The following is a 17,033-nucleotide window of genomic DNA, read 5'->3' as shown; positions in this document are numbered from 1 at the left end:
GGCGCTCAGACGAAGGCGACCGACACCGAGCCGAGTCCCTCGAACTCGGCCCGGAACTCGTCCCCCGGCCGCACGTCCACCGCCCGGGTGCACGACCCCGGCAGCACGACGTGTCCGGCCTCCAGACGCACCCCGTAGGAGGCCACCTTGCGGGCCAGCCACGCGACCGCCTCGGTCGGGTCGCCCAGTACGGCACTGGTGTTGCCCCGGGCGATCTCCTCGCCGTCCCGGTACAGGACGGCGGCGACGTCGGCCGGGTCCAGGTCGGCCGGGCGGACCCGGGCGGCGCCGAGGAGCACACCGGCGGACGACGCGTTGTCGGCGATGGTGTCCGCGAGGCCGATCTTCCAGTCCCTGATCCGGCTGTCGATGAGTTCGATGCTCGGCACGACGTACTCGGTGGCGGCGAGGACGTCCGCCGTGGTGCACCCCTCACCGGGCAGGCTCCGGCCCAGCACGTACCCGATCTCGACCTCGATGCGCGGTTGGCAGTAGCGGCCGGTGTCGACGGGGGTTTCCTGGGTCAGCACCATGTCCGAGAGCAGGTGGCCGTAGTCGGGCTCGTCCACGCCCATCATCTGCTGCATGACCTTGGAGGACAGGCCGACCTTGTGCCCGTGGACGGTGACGCCCTTCTCCTTCAACTGTGCGCGGATATTGAGGAGTTGGATCTCGTACGCGTCGGTGGCGTCGATCTCCGGGTAGGTGGTGGTCAGCGGGTCGACGGGGGCCCGTTCGCGCTGTGCGGTGCGGAGCAGTTCGGCGGCCTCGGCACGCCGCGCGGGGTCAAGCATCGGGGGTCTCCTCACGGTTCGGTGCGGCGGGCCCCCGGTCGGGGGCGAAGCGGGCGCGGCCGCCGGAGAGCACCGTGCGTCCGTCGTCGGCCGACGCCTCGAAGCGGACGCCGGTGTCGTCACCGGTCCAGCCGTGCAGGACGAGCGGGTCACCCGGGAAGACGGGGGCGGCGAACCGTGCCTCCAGTTCCACCAGGTCGGCGGGGTGCGCGCCGAGGGTCTCGGCCAGCGGCAGCAGGGCCGCGGCGAGGGTGCACAGCCCGTGCAGGAACGGCCGGGGCATGCCCGCCGCCTTCGCGGCCTCGGGGTCGATGTGCATGGCGTGCCGGTCGCCGAGCAGCCGGTAGAGGGCCGCCTGCCTGGAGTGCGTGGGCACGGTCAGCCGGTGGTCCGCCGCCCGGTCCGGGCGGCGCGGGGCGGACGGCCCGCGCTCGCCGCCGAATCCGCCACTGCCGGGGGCGAAGATCGACCAGGTGGCCGTGAAGCGGTCGCAGTCCACCTCGACGTCGAAGACGGCGGCGGAGCCCTTGTCCCACACGCCGGCGACCCGCGCGGTCGTCGTCAGCTCCCCTGACCGCTCCAAGGGGCGTTTCACGGTCAGGCGTTGGCTGCCGTGGACGGCGGTGGTGACGTCGAAAGCGCCGAGAGTGCCGAGCGCGTCGGGTGCCCACTGGGCGACGGTCAGCGCGAAGGTGGGCAGCACGCGCAGGCGTTCCTCGTACACGAGGTCCAGCCGGTCGGCTCCGGCGCCGACCGCGAGGGCGTACAGGATGGCGTCGCGCTCGGTGTAGGAGACGGTGCGGGTGCCGAGGTCACGGCCCTGCCACGCGCGGGTGGTGGTCATCGGTCGGCTCCCAGAATCAGGCCGCTGGTGGGGACGCCGGTGCCGGCGGTGACCAGGACGTGACCGACGCCGTCCGGCTGGTTGACGGAGGTGCCGCGGACCAGCCGGACGCCTTCGGCGATGCCGTTCATGCCGTGCAGGTAGGCCTCGCCGAGCTGTCCGCCGTGGGTGTTGAGGGGCAGCCGGCCGTCGAGTTCCAGGTGGCCGTCGGCGATGAAGTCCTTCGCCTCGCCGGGCTTGCAGAAGCCCAGTTCCTCCAGCTGGGGCAGGACCAGCGGGGTGAAGTGGTCGTACAGGATCGCGGCGTCGACGTCGTCGGGGCCGAGACCGCTCTGCCGGTACAGCTGCCTTCCGACCAGGCCCATCTCGGGGATGCCGGTGATGGTGGGCCGGTAGTAGCTGGTCATCATGTGCTGGTCGGCGCCGAGCCCCTGGGCGGCGGCGCGGATCAGCGCGGGCGGGTGGGGCAGGTCGCGGGCGCGTTCGGCTGAGACGACGACGAGCGCCTGGCCGCCGTCGGTCTCCTGGCAGCAGTCGAGCAGCCGCAGCGGCTCGGCGATCCAGCGGGAGTCGCGGTGGTCCTGGAGGGTGATCGGGCGACCGTGGAACCAGGCGGCGGGGTTGTTGGCGGCGTGCTTGCGGTCGATGACGGCGACCCGGCCGAAGTCGTCGGTGGTGGCGCCGTACTCGTGGAGGTAGCGGCGGGCGAACATGGCCACCCACTGGGCGGGGGTGCTCAGTCCGAACGGAGTCATCCAGGCGTAGGCGGCCCGGTCGGCGGTGGTGTCCATGAGGCGGGCGGCCTGGCCGAGTCCGTAGCGCTCGCCGGAGCGCTCGTTGAACGCCCGGTAGCAGACCACGACTTCGGCGACGCCGGTGGCGACGGCCATGGCGGCCTGCTGGATCGTGCCGCAGCCCGCGCCGCCGCCGTAACCGATGCGGGAGAAGAACGTCAGGTCGCCCATGCCGGTGTTGCGGGCGACGTGGATCTCGGAGTTGGTCTCGGCGGTGAAGGTGACCAGGCCGTCCACGTCCGCGGGCCTCAGCCCGGCGTCGGCGAGGGCGGCGAGCACGGCCTCGCAGGCGAGTTGGAGTTCGCTGCGTCCGGAGTCCTTGGAGAACTCGGTGGCGCCGATGCCGGCCACGGCGGCGGCCGGGAGGAGCGTGCCGGTGGTCATGGCGTCGCCTCCCCGGGCAGGCGCACGGTCACGGTGCCGGTGACATGGGCGCCGAGGCTGTTGGTTCCCTTGACGGCGATGTCGGCGTGGTGGTCGGCGTCGGACTTCGCGGTGACCGTGCCGGTGAGCACCATGGTGTCGCCGGGGTGGTTGGGGGCGCCGAGCCGGATGCGGATGGCCTTGACGACGGCGGCCGGGCCGGCCCAGTCGGTGACGTAGCGGTCGACCAGGCCGTTGCTGGTCAGGATGTTCATGAAGATGTCCTTGGAGCCGCGTTCGCGGGCGAGTTCGGGGTCGTGGTGCACGTCCTGGTAGTCGCGGCTCGCGAGCGCCGTGGCGACGATCAGGGTGCGCGTCACCGGGATCGTCAGGTCCGGTAGTACGTCGCCGACGGCGACCGCGCCGTAGGTGCGGGTGGCGGGGAGCGCGGGGGTGTCCGGCGGGCGGGTCATGAGGCCACCGCCGCGCCGGTGAGCAGGGCGCCGAGGCGTTCCAGGTCGGCGCCCGCGCCGCCCAGGGTGGTGGAGATCTGCTTGCCCCACAGGAAGTGGCGGTGCACCGGGTAGTCGGTGTCGACGCCGATGCCGCCGTGCACGTGCTGAACGCGGTGGACGGTGTTCAGACCGCCCTCGGTGGCCCACCACTTGGCGACCAGCGCGGCCCGGTCGGCGTCCGCCGCGTCGAACGGTGCCCGCAGCGCGTCCACGGCCTGCCAGAGCGTGACCCGCATCGCGTCGATGTCGATGTAGCAGTCGGCGAGTTGGTGCTGCACGGCCTGGAAGGTGGCCAGCGGGCGGCCGAACTGCAGGCGTTCGCGCAGGTGGTCGGCCGCGTACCGCAGCGCGCCCTCGGCCACGCCCACCTGGACGGCGGCGAGCGCCACGAAGGTGTCACGGACCAGTGCCGCCACGGTGCCGTCGCCGGGGGTGCCCACGGCGACGGCCGGGGCGCCGTCGAGGGTGAGGTGGCCACTCATGTCGTACGTGGTGGTCTCGGCGGGCTCCCAGGTGGTTCCGGGGGCGTCCGGGGCGACCAGGAACAGGCCGGGGCCCGCGTCGGTGGTCGCGGTGACCAGGACGTGCCGGGCACCCTCCGGCGCGGGTACGACGGCTTTGGTGCCGGTCAACCGCCAGCGCGGGCCGTCCTGTGTACCGCCCTGAGTCGTGCCGCCCCGTGCCGTGCCGTCCGCCACCGCCGTCGTCCGGGGCGTGAGCGGATCGGCGGGGCCGAACTCCTCCAGCGCGACGGTCGGCCGTCCCTCGCCGCCCGCGAGGCCCGGCAGCAGCTCCTCCCGCTGTCGCGAGGTGCCGTGCGCGGCGACGGCGAGGCCCCCGACCAGGGCCGGCCACAGCGGCACCGGCGCCACCCTGCGGCCCTGCTCCTGGAGGAGGACGCAGAGTCCCGCCATGCCGAGTCCGGCACCGCCGTCCCGTTCCGGTAGTACGGCGCCGAGCAGTCCGGCCGAGGCCAGGTCGGCCCACAGGCGGGTGTCGGTCCGGGCGGGCGAGGTCTCCACCTCGCGCAGCCGCTCGGGCGTCGCACGGTCGGTGAAGATCTCCCGTGCCAGGTCGCGGACCGCTTCGAGCTCTTCTCCCAGGGAGAAATCCATCAGGGTGCCTCCGTCGGGGCGGGCCGGAACACCGGCAGGGTCGGATCGGGGTCGGCGTCGAGCCAGTCGAGGACCACGGGCATGTCGATCGCGACGTCGTCGGGCGCGACTCCGGTCAGGTTGGTGATGAGGCGGGTGCCCTCGGCGAGTTCGACGACCGCGACGACCAACGGGAAGTGGAAGGCCGGATGGCGCGGGTGGTGGTTGACGACGTAGCTGTACACGTGCCCGCGGCCGGATGCCTCGACGGTGTCCCACTCCAGCGAGTTGCACTCCGGGCAGCAGGGGCCCGGCGGGTGGCGCAGGGTGGAACAGGCGGCGCAGCGCTGGATGAGCAGCCGGTGCCGCTTCGCGCCGTCGAAGAAGAAGGCGTTGTCCCGGTTGACGGCGGGGCGGGGGCGCGGGGCCGGGGCCGGCTCTTCCGCCGCCCCGGAGGCCGGGCGGAACCTGAGGGTGCGCCAGCGCTGGGTGGCGACGGTCTCGCCGTGCTGGTCGGTGTACGTCTTGAGGGTGGTGACGAACCTGCCCGTGCCCAGTCCTGTCCGCTTCTCCGCCGAGATCGACTCCACGCTCTCGCGGACGGCGACATGGTCACCTGGCACCAGCTCCCGCAGGAAGGTGAACTCCGAGTCGGTCGCCACCACGGAGGTGTAGCCGCCCTCGTCGAGCAGGTCGACCAGCTCGTCGAAGCCGTCCCGCCCGGCCGGCGGGGAGACGGTGGCGGCGTAGCCGCGCATCGTCCAGGCCTGGATCATCGAGGCCGGTGCCACCACTCCCCCGCGTCCGGTCGCGCGGGCCGCCTCGGTGTCGGTGTAGACGGGGTTGGTGTCGCCCATCGCCTCCGTCCAGTGCCGGATCATCGGTTGGTTGACCGGGTCCTGGGCCGGTGTGAGGGCACGCAGTTCGCGTCCGGCGAAAGCCTGCAGCCGCTCCTCGTACCTGGTCTCCGGCCGGGTGCCGTCCCGCCCGGTCACGCTCCACGCCCCTTGCGCGGCAGCCCGAGGCCCTGGGTGGCGACCATGTCGCGCAGGATCTCGTTGACGCCGCCGCCGAAGGTGTTCACGATGCCCTGCCGGGAGAGCTGTTCGACCTGCCCGGCGAGGACCGCGCCCGGTGACTCGGGCCGGATGCGGCCTGCGGCACCGAGGATCTGCGTCAGGCCGCGCTGGACGGCGATGTGGGTCTCGGTGCCGTACGCCTTGGCGGCGCCCGCGTCGGCGCCGGTCAGGGTTTCGGCGGCGACGGCGGCGGTCATCTTCCAGTTCATCAGCCGCATCGCCTCCAGCTGGGCGTGGGTGCGGGCGAACTCCTGGCGTACCCAGGGGATGTCGGCCGTGCCGTTCTCCTTCGCCCAGTACAGGACGCGTTCCCAGAGCTGGATCATGCGGCCGCCGAGGGCGGCGAGGCCGATGCGTTCGTGGTTCAGCTGGGCCGTGATCAGCCGCCAGCCGCCGTCCACCTCGCCCACGACGTCACCGGCGGGTACCCGTACGCCGGTGTAGTAGGTCGCGGTGACGACCATGCCGCCCACCGTGCGGATGGGGCTCCAGCTGAAGCCCTCGTCGGTGGTGGGCACGATGAGGATGGAGATGCCCTTGTGCTTGGGGGCGTCCGGGTCGGTGCGGGCGGCGAGCCACACGTAGTCGGCGGTGTTGGCGCCGCTGGTGAAGATCTTGCCGCCGTCCACGACGTACGTGTCGCCGTCCCGCACGGCCCGGGTGGTCAGTGAGGCGAGGTCGGTGCCCGCCTCGGCCTCGGTGTAGCCGATGGCGAACACGATGTCGCCGGAGAGGATGCCGGGCAGGAACCGCCTGCGATGCTCCTCGGACCCGTACGCCATGAGGGTCGGGCCGACCGTGTTGACGGTGACGAAGGGGAAGGGCAGCCCGGCCCGCTGGACCTCGTCGAAGAACACGTACTGGTCCTCGACCGGCCGTCCCTGGCCGCCGTACTCGGTGGGCCAGCCGATGCCCAGCCAGCCGTCCGCGCCGAGCCGTTTGACGACCTCGCGGAACCGGTCGCCGCCGACGCCCTCCTCGCCGACGCGACGGCGTTCGTCCTCGGGCATCAGGCCCGCGAAGTAGTCCCGCAGTTCCCGCCGCAGCTCGCGGTGCGCGGCGCTCTCACGCAGGTGCATGTGTCGTTCTCTCCTCGGTCGTCACCGTCGTCCCCCTCGTCACCCTCGTCGCCGTTCAGGGCAGGAAGCGTCCGCGTCCGCCGGCGAGGAACTCGTCGCGCAGGGCGGCCTTGTCGTCGTCGTTCATCGGCGCGTACGCGGGCCCGCCGCGTCCTGCCCAGCGGTACACGGGGTCGTCGGTGCGCCAGCCGTCGAGCTGCATCTCCTTCTTGCGCAGCTTGTTGGAGCCGGTGGTGGGCAGCGCGTGCGAGACGCGGACGAAGCGCGGCGCGCCCTTGGTGCCCAGATCCTCCTGGCGGGCCAGGAACCCGGGCAGGTCAAGGTCCTCGAAACGGGTGCCGTCGGGGATCTCGACGGCGGCCATGACCTGGTCGCCGGAGCGGGGGTCGGGCACGCCGAAGACGCCGGCGGCGACGACGCCCGGGTGTCTGCGCAGGACGCGTTCGGTGAGCAGCGCGGAGATGTTCTCGCCGTCGACGCGGATCCAGTCCCCCGAGCGGCCCGCGAAGTAGAAGTAGCCGGCCTCGTCCACGTAGCCGAGGTCTCCGGTCCAGTACCAGCCGTGCCGGACGCGTTCGGCGTTCGCCGTCTCGTTGTTGTAGTAGCCCTCGAAGCGGGCGGCGCCCTCGGTGTCGACGATCTCGCCGATGGCCTCCTCCGGGTTGCGCACCCGGCCGTAGGCGTCGAGCAGGGCGGGCGGGCAGGCACGGCGGGTCGTCGGATCGACGATGCGGACGCCCTCGCGGGCGGGCGTCCCGAGGGCGCCCACCGGCCCGTCGGCCACCCGCTTGAGCATCCCGGCGCCCTCGCTGGACCCGTACCCCTCGACGAGACGGCAGCCGAACCGGCTCAGGAAGCGGTCGGCGTCCTCGGGCGAGGCCTCGGTGCCGAAGGCGTGGGTGAGCCGGTTGTCGGCGTCGTCCGGCGTCTCGGGCAGCGCCAGGACGTAACCGATCGCCTTGCCGACGTACGTGAAGTAGGTGGCGCCGTAGTGGCGGACGTCGGGCAGGAATCCGGACGCGGAGAACTTGCGGGTGAGGGCGATGGTGGCGCCCGCGCTGAGGGCCGGCGCCCACAGGGCCATCAGGGCGTTGCCGTGGAACAGCGGCATCGGGCAGTAGCAGGTGTCGGCGCGGGTGATGTCGTACTTGGCACTGTTGGCGGTGCCGAGCGCGGCGAGCCTGCCCTGCGAGCAGATCGCCGCCTTGGACCTGCCGGTCGTGCCGGAGGTCAGCAGGAGCAGCATGGTCGTGGCGGCGGTGACGTCCGGGGCGGCGCGCACGGGCCCCCACCCGGCACGGGTGGCGAGGCCGGTCGCGTACTCCGGGTCGTCGACGACGAGGAAGCGGTCGCGCTTCACACCGACGTCCAGGCCGTCGAGGAGGTCGAGGCCGGCCCGGTCTGTGACGATCAACTGGCATTCGGTGTGGCGCACTTCGCTTTCGAGTTCGGCGCCGCGCCGGGTCGGGTTGATGCCGACGACGGCCGCGCCGGCCAGGGCGGCGGCGCCCAGCCAGAAGACGTACTCGGGCACGTTGTCCAGGAGTACGCCGATGTGGAACGGCCCCTCGGTACGCAGTTCGGCGGCCCGGGCGGCGCGGTCGGCGCTCTCGGCGACAACCTCGTCCCAGGTCCAGGTCCGTTCGCGGGTCAGCAGGCCCGGGTGGTCGTCCCCTGCGCGGGCGAGCAGCAGGTCGGCAATCGTCTGGTGTGGCAACGTCGGTCCCTCTCACCCGGTGGACGGGTCTGCCGATGTCGGTACGGCGACGGGGCGCTGGTGCGCCCGCGGTCCGTCGGTGGTCGTACGGCGCCCCCTCGGGCCACGCCCACCCGGTCCCTCCCGCCGTCGGCGACGCTAGCCGCGGCCGGGGTGCCCCGGCCGGGGTGATCCCGCTGACCGGGAGGGACGTGGGCGCGTGCGGCCGGCGGCGGCCCGGTCGTCAGTCGAAGTTGGCCTGGCCGCCGTCGAGCGGCACCGTGGCGCCCGTCAGATAGCGGGCGTCCGGTCCGCACAGCATCACCACGGCCCGCCCGATGTCCTGTTCGCAGTCGCCGACGTAGCCCAGCGGGATGGTCGCGGTGAACTCGGCGGCCTCGTCGCGGTGGGCGTCCTGCCATTTGGCGTAGGCGGGCGACACGGCGTGCGGGGCGATGGCGTTGACGCGGATCCCGTCGCGGCCCCACTCGTTGGCGGCGGCCCTGGTGAGGGTGCGCAGGGCGGTCTTGGCCGCCGCGTACGCCCCGTAGGTGCTCAGGTCCCAGCGGACCATGGCGGAGGTGACGACGTTGACGATCGCTCCGCCGTTCCGCTTCAGGTACGGGTGCGCGGCGTTCATGAAGGCGAACGCCGCGAACGGCCCGCTCTCGAACCCCTTGCGGAACTGGGCGCCGGTCAGCGACAGGAGGGGGCCGTAGCAGCCGGTGTAGGCGTTGTTGACCAGGATGTCGATGCCGCCGAAGCGTTCGGCGACGGCGTCGACCGTGCCGGGTATGCGGTCCGTGTCCACCACGTCGAGGACGAACGGCTCCGCCTCCGCTCCCCTCGCGCGCAGCATCTCGCAGGTCGTCTCCAACTTGGCCGCGGTTCGCCCGAGTACGGCGACGCGGGCCCCCTCGGAGGCCAGCGCGAGGGCGATGCCCTGGCCCACGCCCTGACCGGCGCCGCTGATGACGGCCACCTTGCCGTCGAGAGGGCGTACGGGGTGGTGCTCGTTCATGGCCGACCCTTCGTTCATGGCCACCTCCTCGCTCAGCTCGGCCGCGGCAGTTGCTTGTTGATGAACAGACCCTCCGCGGTGACGCAGACCCGGCCGCCGGACGTGATCTCGCCGGCCGTGCGGATCCGCGAGCCGTCCACCGAGACCTGCCGTCCGGTGACCGTGAGGGGTTCGAACAGCGGGGTGGGCCGCAGGTAGCGCAGGGTGAGTTCGGCGGTCATCCCGGAGGTGCCCGCCCAGTGGTTGGCCACGCCCAGGGTGTGGTCGAGGAGCAACGCCGAGACGCCTCCGTGCACATGGCCGGGCGGCCCCTGGTAGGGCAGGTCGAGGGTGACGACGCCCTCGATGGAGCGGTCCTCCCGGCCGTGCAGGGTGAGCGGCGGTGCGATGGCGTTCTCCGGGCCGGTGACGGGGTCGTGGCGGGTGACGCCCTCGCCGCGCCACATCTCGGCGAGGCGTTCGGGGACGGTGGGGGCCTTCTCGGTGAGCCGGTCGGTGACGGCGTCGAGGCGTGCGACGATCTCGGTCATGTCGGCGCCGGTTCCGTCGCCGGCCCGCAGCAGGGCGGTGACCAGGCGGCGGGCGGCGGCGACCGCGGCGTCGACGCCGTCGGTGTGGGGCTCGGCCACGAGGCGCGGGCAGGGAGCGGGCACCGGTACTGGGGTGCCTTCGGCGGCGCGGGCGTTCACGGGCGCACCGTCGCCGTCGCGTGGGTGAGCACAGGCGCGTCGTCGCGGTCGGGGCAGGCCGCGTGCAGCAGGAGCCGCTGGGTGCCGTCGTCGGCCGGTGGTCCGTCGCGCCACGCGGACGTCACGATCGACTCGCCGGGGACGAGGGGCCCCGCGAAGCGCACGGTGAGACCGGTGAGGCGGGTGACGTCGCCGCCCAGCATGCCGTCGACCAGGGCCTTGGCGACCAGTCCGTAGGAGGCGAGGCCGTGCAGGATCGGCTGTTCGAAGCCGGCCGAGCGGGCGAAGGCCGGGTCCGCGTGCAGCGGGTTGAGGTCGCCGTTGAGCCGGTACCACAGGGCCTGTTGGGGCGCGGTGGCGGTGCTGAGCACGGTGTCGGCGGGGCGGTCCGGTGCCACCGTCTGCTCCTCGGGGCCGGGGTCGTTGCTGAAGCCTCCCTCGCCGCGGGCCCAGATGCGGGTGGTCGTGGTCCACAGCGGGTCGCCGTCGGCGTCGGTGGCCGCCGACTCCAGTACGACGAGCGCGGCCTTGCCCTTGTCCCACACCTCGACGACGCGGGAGCGCAGGGTCGCGGTGCCCGACGCCGGCAGCGGCCGGTGCACCCGCAGTCCCTGCCCGGCGTGGAGTACGGCGCGCAGGTCGACGTCGACGCCGGGCATCTCCAGACTCGGTGCCGGTGCCTCGCCCGCGGAGACGCCGGTGCCGGCCACCAGGGCGAAGGTCGGCAGCACCACGAGGTCCTTCTCGTAGGTCAGGTGCAGCTCCGGGTCCGCGGCCGCGGCGGCACCGGCGCCCAGGCTCAGGTGGTACAGGAGGACGTCGCGCGTGGTCCAGCGGATCTCGCGGACGGCGGGGCCCGCGCTGAGCGCCTTGTCGCGGTCGATGGGCATGGTCAGCCTTTCCGGGTGGGCTCGGGGTCGCGGGGCAGGCCGAGGAGGCGCTCGCCGATGATGTTCAGCTGGACCTCGGTGGTGCCGCCCGCGATGGACAGACACCGGGAGTTGAGGAACATCCACATGGCGTCGTGGCGTTCGCCCTCGCCGGTGAGCGCGGCGCCGCCCTGCCAGTCCACGCAGGTCTCCCAGACCCGCTGCTGGTCTTCGACGCCGAGCAGTTTGGCGATGGACGCCTCGGCGCCGGGCTGCTGCCCTGAGACGGTGCGCAGCGTGGTGCGCAGGGCGAGGAGGGCGCCGGACTGGGCGTCGCAGAGGTGGCCGCCGAGAGTGGTGAGGCGTTCCTCGTCCAGGCCGTCGGATGCGGCGGCGATCTCCAGCAGGGTCTCGGCGCCGGAGCCGACCGCGTCGTGGGAGAGGGCGACGCGTTCGTTGGCGAGGGTGGTGCGGGCGAGTTTCCAGCCGTCGCCGGGCGCGCCGACGAGCAGCTCGTCGGGGACGAACACGTCGTCGAGGAAGACCTCGTTGAACTCGGACTCACCGGTGATCTGCCGCAGCGGCCGGATGTCCAGGCCGGGGCTGGTCATGTCGAGGAGGAAGTAGGAGATGCCCTTGTGCTTGGGCACGGTGGTGTCGGTGCGGGCGAGCAGGACGCCCCAGTGGGCGTCGCGGGCCATGGACGTCCACACCTTCTGGCCGGTGATCCGCCAGCCGCCGTCCACCTTCTCGGCGCGGGTGGTGAGACCGGCGAGGTCGGAGCCAGCGCCCGGTTCGCTGAACAGCTGGCACCAGGCGATGTCGCCGCGCAGGCTCGGGGCGAGGAACCGCTCGCGCTGGGCGTCGTCGCCGTGGGCGATGAGCGTGGGCACCACCCAGCCGCCGATGATCATGTCGACGGGGGTGAGATCTGCGGCCTCCAGTTCCTCGGCGATGACGAGCTGGGTCACCGGGTCGGCGCCCTTCCCCCAGGGGGCGGGCAGGTGCGGCGCGGTGTAGCCGTGGTCGGCGAGGTGGGTGAGCCGGTCCGTGCCGTCGAGGGCGGCTGCCTCCCGCAGTTCGGCGCGGATGCCCTCGCGCACGGTCTCGGCCTCGGGCGGCAGTTCGACGCCGAGCCTGCGCCGGGTGCCGTCCAGGGCGATACGGGCGACGCGGCGGCGCCAGGCGCTGGTGGGGCCGAGGGTGACGCGCAGGGTCTGGGCTCGGCGCAGCGCGAGGTGCGCGTCGTGTTCCCAGGTGAATCCGATGCCGCCGAGTACCTGGACGCAGTCCTTGGCGGTGACGAACGCGGCCTCGACGGCGACGGCACCGGCGAGGGCGGCGGCCAGCGCGGCCTCGCCGGGGCTCGCGCCGCCCGGGTCGCCCGCGCGGGCCGCGTCCCAGGCGCAGGCGCGGGCCTGCTCGGCCTGCGCGAGCATGCGGGCACAGCGGTGCTTGACGCCCTGGAACTGGCCGACGGGACGCCCGAACTGCTCCCGCACCCGGGCGTAGCCTGCCGCGGTGGTCACACAGCGGTCGGCGATGCCGGAGGCCTCGGCGGCGAACAGGGTCGCGGCCAGGTCCCGTGGGCGCCCGGGGTCGAGGTCGAGGAGGTCGGCGGCCGGGACGGGCACCGAGCGCGCGGTCACCCGGGAGGAGCGGCGGGTGAGGTCGTGGCTGCGCACGTCGGTGGTGTCCACGGCTGCGCGGGGCAGCACGAGCCAGGTGGTGCGGCCCCCGTCAGCAGCGGGGAGGACGAACACGTCGGCGAGGTGGCCGCCGACGACGAGTTCGGAGGTCCCGGTGAGCGTGGCCGTACCGTCGGCGGCCCGGGTCAGGGCGAGGGTGCCGGGGCCAAGCGCGACCGCGCCGACGGAGGTGCCGGAGGCGAGCGCGGCGAGGCGGGTGCGGTGTCCGGCGGCGTGCAGTACGGCGGAGGCGAGCGTCGTCGGCAGGAAGGGTCCGGGCGCCATGGCCCGCCCCAGTTCCTCGGTGACGACGGCGAGTTCGACCAGGCCGTACCCGGCGCCGCCCGCGTCCTCCGGCAGGTGCAGTCCGAGCAGCCCCTGCTCGGCGAGGCCGTTGAAGTGTTCGGGGAGGATCTCCTTGTCGGCGTCGGCCGCCGCGCGGAGGGTCTCCTCGGTGATGTGCCGGTTCGCGAAGGCGCGTACGGCGTCGCGCAGGTCGCGGTGCTCCTGGGTGAGCCCGATGGTCATGGCGGCTCCTCAGACGCGTTCGATGACGGTGGCGGTCGAGTGCGCCCCGCCGGCGCACATGGTGATCAGCGCGGTGGACTTGCCGGTGCGCTCCAGTTCGTGCAGGGCCTGGGTGACGAGCCGGGCCCCGGTGGAGCCGACGGCGTGACCGAGAGCGATGGCGCCGCCATTGACGTTGACCTTGTCCATGTCGGCCTTGTGGACCTGGGCCCAGGACAGGACGACGGAGGCGAAGGCCTCGTTGATCTCGACGAGGTCGATGTCGCCGAGGGTCATGCCGGCGGTGCGCAGCACCCGTTCGGTCGCGGCGACGGGCCCGTCCAGGTGGTAGTAGGGGTCGGAGCCGACCATGGTGGAGGCCACGATCCGGGCGCGCGGGCGCAGCCCTTCGCGGGCGGCGCGCTCCCGGCTCATCAGCAGGACGGCGGCGGCGCCGTCGCTGATCTGGGAGCTGTTGCCCGCGGTGTGGATGCCGTCGGGCAGGACCGGCTTGAGGGCGGCCAGTGCCTCGGGGGTGGTGTCGCGCAGGCCCTGGTCGCGGGTGACGAGGGCGGTCTCACCGGTGGGCCCCTCGGCCCCGGCCACGGGAGCCTCGACGCCGATGATCTGCCGGTCGAAGCGGCCTTCCGCCCAGGCCCGGGCGGCCTTGCTCTGGGAGGCGAGGCCGAGGGCGTCCGCGTCGGCCCGGGTGATGCCCCGGTGCCGTGCGATGCGCTCGGCGGCGGTGAACTGGTCAGGCATGTCCAGGGACCAGCTCTCCGGCACGGGGACGCCGGTGTCCGGGGTGAGGGCCTTGCCGAGGAAGACCCGGCTCATCGACTCGACGCCGCAGCCGATGCCGGTCTCGATCGCACCGGAGGCGATCAGTCCGGCGACCAGGTGCACGGCCTGCTGGGACGATCCGCAGGCGCAGTCGATGGTGGTGCAGGCGGTGGTGTGCGGGAGCCCGGTGTGCAGCCAGGCGTTGCGCGTGACGTTGTTGGACTGCTCACCGGCCTGGGTGACACAGCCCCCGATGACCTGCTCCACGGTGTCGGGTGCGATGCCGGCCCGCTCCACGAGGCCCTTCTGGGCGAGCCCGAGGAGCTCCGCCGGGTGGAGCCCGGACAGGACACCGCGGCGCCGGCCGACCGGTGTCCGCGCGGCTTCGACGATGACGGCCTCGGTCATGGCTCTCCGTATGAGGTGAGGGGGCGTGGGGGCCCGGGACGGACTGACTGGTGCTGCTACGGAAAAACTAGAATTCGTTCTCGAAATGAGCAAGGTCCAGTCCCGCTCAGTGGCCGACGGCGCTCGGCCACGCGTTCTCGGGTGCCGTCAGATGTGTGACCCGCCGTCCACCCGCATCTCGGCCCCGGTGAGGTATCCCGCGTCGCGGGACGCCGCGAAGGCGATCACCCCGGCGATCTGCTCGGGCTCGGCGGCGCCGAACGGGGAGCGGATCCGCCCGTAGTACGAGGCGTCCAGCTCGGGCGGCAGCACGTGCGGCCCGGCCAGCGGCGTGGCGACCGAGCCGGGCGAGACGGGCACGACGCGGATGCCGCGGTGGGCGACCTCGGCGGCCAGGGACAGCGAGAAGCCGAGGACGGCGCCCTTGGAGGCGGCGTAGGCGGTCATGTACGGGTTCCCGTGCGAGGCGGCCGACGAGGCGACGTTGACGACGACGCCGGTGCGGTCCGGCAGCAGGGGCAGGGCCTCCCGGCAGAACAGGGCGGTGCCGACGGCGTTGACCGTGAAGAGTTGCTGCAGGTCGGCGACGGTCAGCCGGTCGATCGGCGTGGTGCGGTGGATGCCGGCGACGTTCACCAGGACGTCGAGGCCGCCGAGTTCGCCGGCCGCCGCCCGTACGGCCGCCACGACCGCGTCCTCGTCGGCGACGTCGGCGACCCGGGTCGTGATCCGCCCGGGACCGGAGGCCGCGGCGGCCGTCCTGGCCAGGCCCTCGCCGGACAGGTCGACGGCGAAGACCGCCGCGCCCTCGGCGACCAGGCGCAGCGCGGTGGCCCGCCCGATGCCGGATCCCGCCCCGGTGAGCAGGACCTTCGTACCCTCGAAGCGGTTCATCGCGGCTCCTCTTCGCTCCGTGTGCCGACGGACAGGGCGGCGGACTGTACGCCCGCCGGCCGGGACGGCCGGGGGTCGGTCCCACCGACCGGGACCGCCCCTCGCGCGGCCCCGGACCACCGGTACCGGTCAGTGGGACTCACCGCCGTGGCCCCGGGTGTCCGCGCCTACCGTCCGGACCGTGGAGATCACGCGTCCTGAGGGGATGAGAGCAACGTGAGCGCAGTCGAGTCAGCACACGACGACGTCAGGGCCATCGAGGCGGCCGCGGCACCGACCCGCTTCGCGCGCGGCTGGCACTGCCTGGGCCTCGCCGAGAAGTACAAGGACGGCAAGCCGCACGCGGTGACGGCCTTCGGCCAGAAGCTCGTGGTGTTCCAGGCCGGTGACGGCACGCTCAACGTCCTGGACGCCTACTGCCGGCACATGGGCGGCGACCTCTCCCAGGGCACGGTCAAGGGCGACCAGGTGGCCTGCCCCTTCCACGACTGGCGCTGGGGCGGCGACGGCCGCTGCAAGCAGATCCCGTACTCCAAGCGGGTCCCGCTGCGGGCCCGTACGGCGGCCTGGCCGACCCTGGACCAGGACGGCATGCTGTTCGTCTGGAACGACCCGGAGGGCAACCCGCCTCCCCCGGACGTGACCGTCCCCCGCATCGAGGGTGCCACGAGCGACGAGTGGACCGACTGGCTCTGGTACGAGACCGTGGTCGACGCCAACTGCCGTGAAGTCGTCGACAACGTCGTGGACATGGCCCACTTCTTCTACGTCCACTACTCCTTCCCGACGTACTTCGAGAACGTCTTCGAGGGGCACACCGCCACCCAGTACATGCGCGGCACCGGCCGCCCCGACGCGCGCCCGCAGGAACAGGACGGCAAGCCCAGGACCACCGGCAGCAACTCGGTGGCCTCGTACCACGGCCCGTCCTTCATGATCGACGACCTCACCTACCACTACGAGGACGCCGACGACGTGCGCTCGGTCCTGATCAACTGCCACTACCCGGTGGACGCGAACCGCTTCGTGCTCCAGTACGGCATCGTCGTCAAGCGCTCGGCCTCCCTGTCGGGCGAGGCCGCCGACGAACTCGCTTCGGGCATGGGGCAGTTCATCAAACTCGGCTTCGAGCAGGACATCGAGATCTGGAAGAACAAGACGCGCATCGACAACCCGCTGCTGTGCGAGGAGGACGGCCCGGTGTACCAACTCCGACGCTGGTACGAGCAGTTCTACGTCGACGCGGCCGACGTGACGCCGGAGATGACCGACCGCTTCGAGTTCGAGCTGGACACCACGCGGCCCGTCGAGGCGTGGCAGCGGGAGGTCGAGGCCAACCTCGCCCGCAAGGCCGCCGTCGCCGAGGGCCGGCCGGTCTGATGCGAACCGGACACCGGATCGACGCCCGCATCGACAACCGGCTCGACACCCGGCGCGCCGACGGGGTGCCGATGCGGCCGCTGGCCTGCGAGCGGTGCGCCGCCGAGGTGTTGGTGCGCAAGAGCAGCTGGCAGCAGACGAGTGTGCAGTGGAACGCGCGAGCCACGGCGGCCTGCGCGGAGCGGGACGCGGCCGACGGGACCGGCGGGGCCGAGGGCGCCTTCGAGGGCTGCCGGTCCCTGCGCGACACGATCCGCGAGGCGGCGCTGCGCGGCCGGATCGAGGTCGTGGATCCGGCGGGCCCCGCCACCGGAACAGATTCCTTGCCCGACCACCCGGCCTGAGCCCGCCCCCGGACCGTCCGCCGGGACACATCCCCCGGGCCCGGCGGACACAACGGTGAGGGCCGGGTCGCGCCAACCCCCCCGGGGGGGGGGCCGCCCCGGGGGGGGGGGGGGGGCCCCCCCCCCCCGCCGCCCCCGCCCCCCCCCCGCGCCCCCTTAAGAGGCCGGACCCCGCGTGCGATCCCCGTGGGT

At 73.2% G+C, this 17,033-nt stretch carries 16 protein-coding genes; 2 read left to right on the top strand and 14 right to left on the bottom strand.

The genetic code is table 11. The features are described from left to right. Positions 1-5 precede the first annotated feature (5 nt). The 14 genes from ACFWR9_RS30935 to ACFWR9_RS30870 all read right to left on the bottom strand — a co-directional run bounded on the left by ACFWR9_RS30935 (position 6) and on the right by ACFWR9_RS30870 (position 15,117). Positions 6-794 carry a 2-keto-4-pentenoate hydratase gene (locus ACFWR9_RS30935; RefSeq protein ID WP_383847640.1) on the bottom strand — a complete coding sequence of 263 codons (789 nt, stop codon included), beginning with the start codon at positions 792-794 and terminating at the stop codon, positions 6-8. After that, positions 787-1,638, bottom strand: coding sequence for a MaoC/PaaZ C-terminal domain-containing protein (locus ACFWR9_RS30930; protein ID WP_383847638.1), 852 nt, complete (start codon positions 1,636-1,638; stop codon positions 787-789). The genes ACFWR9_RS30935 and ACFWR9_RS30930 overlap by 8 nt, the downstream gene beginning before the upstream one ends. Continuing rightward, positions 1,635-2,816, bottom strand: coding sequence for a lipid-transfer protein (locus ACFWR9_RS30925; protein WP_383847635.1), 1,182 nt, complete (start codon positions 2,814-2,816; stop codon positions 1,635-1,637). The genes ACFWR9_RS30930 and ACFWR9_RS30925 overlap by 4 nt, the downstream gene beginning before the upstream one ends. Beyond that, positions 2,813-3,268 carry a MaoC family dehydratase gene (locus tag ACFWR9_RS30920; RefSeq protein ID WP_383847632.1) on the bottom strand — a complete coding sequence of 152 codons (456 nt, stop codon included), beginning with the start codon at positions 3,266-3,268 and terminating at the stop codon, positions 2,813-2,815. Before ACFWR9_RS30920 ends, ACFWR9_RS30925 begins: the two co-directional genes overlap by 4 nt. Continuing rightward, a complete protein-coding gene (locus ACFWR9_RS30915) occupies positions 3,265-4,425 on the bottom strand; it encodes an acyl-CoA dehydrogenase family protein (protein WP_383847630.1) in 1,161 nt (386 codons plus the stop codon). Before ACFWR9_RS30915 ends, ACFWR9_RS30920 begins: the two co-directional genes overlap by 4 nt. Then, complete coding sequence (locus ACFWR9_RS30910) at positions 4,425-5,399, bottom strand: bifunctional MaoC family dehydratase N-terminal/OB-fold nucleic acid binding domain-containing protein (RefSeq protein ID WP_383847628.1); 975 nt, start codon at positions 5,397-5,399, stop codon at positions 4,425-4,427. The genes ACFWR9_RS30915 and ACFWR9_RS30910 overlap by 1 nt, the downstream gene beginning before the upstream one ends. Beyond that, complete coding sequence (locus ACFWR9_RS30905) at positions 5,396-6,562, bottom strand: acyl-CoA dehydrogenase family protein (RefSeq protein ID WP_383847625.1); 1,167 nt, start codon at positions 6,560-6,562, stop codon at positions 5,396-5,398. The genes ACFWR9_RS30910 and ACFWR9_RS30905 overlap by 4 nt, the downstream gene beginning before the upstream one ends. A 55-nt stretch (positions 6,563-6,617) precedes the next feature. Then, positions 6,618-8,279, bottom strand: coding sequence for an AMP-binding protein (locus ACFWR9_RS30900; RefSeq protein ID WP_383847622.1), 1,662 nt, complete (start codon positions 8,277-8,279; stop codon positions 6,618-6,620). A 223-nt stretch (positions 8,280-8,502) separates the two neighbouring features. Continuing rightward, positions 8,503-9,297: an SDR family NAD(P)-dependent oxidoreductase gene (locus tag ACFWR9_RS30895; RefSeq protein WP_383847620.1), complete on the bottom strand. Its 795-nt coding sequence runs from the start codon at positions 9,295-9,297 to the stop codon at positions 8,503-8,505. A 14-nt stretch (positions 9,298-9,311) separates the two neighbouring features. Then, positions 9,312-9,968, bottom strand: a complete 657-nt coding sequence (locus ACFWR9_RS30890; protein ID WP_383847618.1) for a PaaI family thioesterase — start codon at positions 9,966-9,968, stop codon at positions 9,312-9,314. Then, positions 9,965-10,858 carry a MaoC/PaaZ C-terminal domain-containing protein gene (locus ACFWR9_RS30885; protein WP_383847615.1) on the bottom strand — a complete coding sequence of 298 codons (894 nt, stop codon included), beginning with the start codon at positions 10,856-10,858 and terminating at the stop codon, positions 9,965-9,967. The genes ACFWR9_RS30890 and ACFWR9_RS30885 overlap by 4 nt, the downstream gene beginning before the upstream one ends. A 2-nt stretch (positions 10,859-10,860) precedes the next feature. After that, a complete protein-coding gene (locus ACFWR9_RS30880; protein WP_383847612.1) occupies positions 10,861-13,053 on the bottom strand; it encodes an acyl-CoA dehydrogenase in 2,193 nt (730 codons plus the stop codon). Positions 13,054-13,062: 9 nt separating this feature from the next. After that, entirely contained in the window at positions 13,063-14,223 is a 1,161-nt protein-coding gene (locus tag ACFWR9_RS30875) for a steroid 3-ketoacyl-CoA thiolase (protein ID WP_383847610.1), read from the bottom strand. A gap of 147 nt (positions 14,224-14,370) precedes the next feature. After that, positions 14,371-15,117, bottom strand: a complete 747-nt coding sequence (locus ACFWR9_RS30870; RefSeq protein WP_383847607.1) for an SDR family NAD(P)-dependent oxidoreductase — start codon at positions 15,115-15,117, stop codon at positions 14,371-14,373. A 216-nt stretch (positions 15,118-15,333) separates the two neighbouring features. Between ACFWR9_RS30870 and ACFWR9_RS30865 the strand changes: the two genes are divergently transcribed. Then, the gene (locus ACFWR9_RS30865) at positions 15,334-16,497 is read left to right on the top strand and encodes a Rieske 2Fe-2S domain-containing protein (protein WP_383847604.1); all 1,164 of its coding nucleotides are present in this window, start codon (positions 15,334-15,336) and stop codon (positions 16,495-16,497) included. Beyond that, positions 16,497-16,841: a ferredoxin gene (locus ACFWR9_RS30860; protein WP_383847601.1), complete on the top strand. Its 345-nt coding sequence runs from the start codon at positions 16,497-16,499 to the stop codon at positions 16,839-16,841. The genes ACFWR9_RS30865 and ACFWR9_RS30860 overlap by 1 nt, the downstream gene beginning before the upstream one ends. Positions 16,842-17,033 lie beyond the last annotated feature (192 nt).

Source organism: Streptomyces sp. NPDC058534 (assembly GCF_042717365.1).
Taxonomy (GTDB): domain Bacteria; phylum Actinomycetota; class Actinomycetes; order Streptomycetales; family Streptomycetaceae; genus Streptomyces.
Note: the sequence above shows the minus strand (reverse complement) of the source record. Positions and strands in the feature narration are given on the sequence as shown.

Coding starts and splice junctions, on each gene's coding strand:
- ACFWR9_RS30880 (WP_383847612.1), bottom strand. CDS start 13,053: ATGACCATCGGGCTCACCCAGGAGCACCGCGACCTGCGCGACGCCGTA.
- ACFWR9_RS30895 (WP_383847620.1), bottom strand. CDS start 9,297: ATGAACGAAGGGTCGGCCATGAACGAGCACCACCCCGTACGCCCTCTC.
- ACFWR9_RS30905 (WP_383847625.1), bottom strand. CDS start 6,562: ATGCACCTGCGTGAGAGCGCCGCGCACCGCGAGCTGCGGCGGGAACTG.
- ACFWR9_RS30935 (WP_383847640.1), bottom strand. CDS start 794: ATGCTTGACCCCGCGCGGCGTGCCGAGGCCGCCGAACTGCTCCGCACC.
- ACFWR9_RS30920 (WP_383847632.1), bottom strand. CDS start 3,268: ATGACCCGCCCGCCGGACACCCCCGCGCTCCCCGCCACCCGCACCTAC.
- ACFWR9_RS30860 (WP_383847601.1), top strand. CDS start 16,497: ATGCGAACCGGACACCGGATCGACGCCCGCATCGACAACCGGCTCGAC.
- ACFWR9_RS30870 (WP_383847607.1), bottom strand. CDS start 15,117: ATGAACCGCTTCGAGGGTACGAAGGTCCTGCTCACCGGGGCGGGATCC.
- ACFWR9_RS30930 (WP_383847638.1), bottom strand. CDS start 1,638: ATGACCACCACCCGCGCGTGGCAGGGCCGTGACCTCGGCACCCGCACC.
- ACFWR9_RS30915 (WP_383847630.1), bottom strand. CDS start 4,425: ATGGATTTCTCCCTGGGAGAAGAGCTCGAAGCGGTCCGCGACCTGGCA.
- ACFWR9_RS30925 (WP_383847635.1), bottom strand. CDS start 2,816: ATGACCACCGGCACGCTCCTCCCGGCCGCCGCCGTGGCCGGCATCGGC.
- ACFWR9_RS30875 (WP_383847610.1), bottom strand. CDS start 14,223: ATGACCGAGGCCGTCATCGTCGAAGCCGCGCGGACACCGGTCGGCCGG.
- ACFWR9_RS30885 (WP_383847615.1), bottom strand. CDS start 10,858: ATGCCCATCGACCGCGACAAGGCGCTCAGCGCGGGCCCCGCCGTCCGC.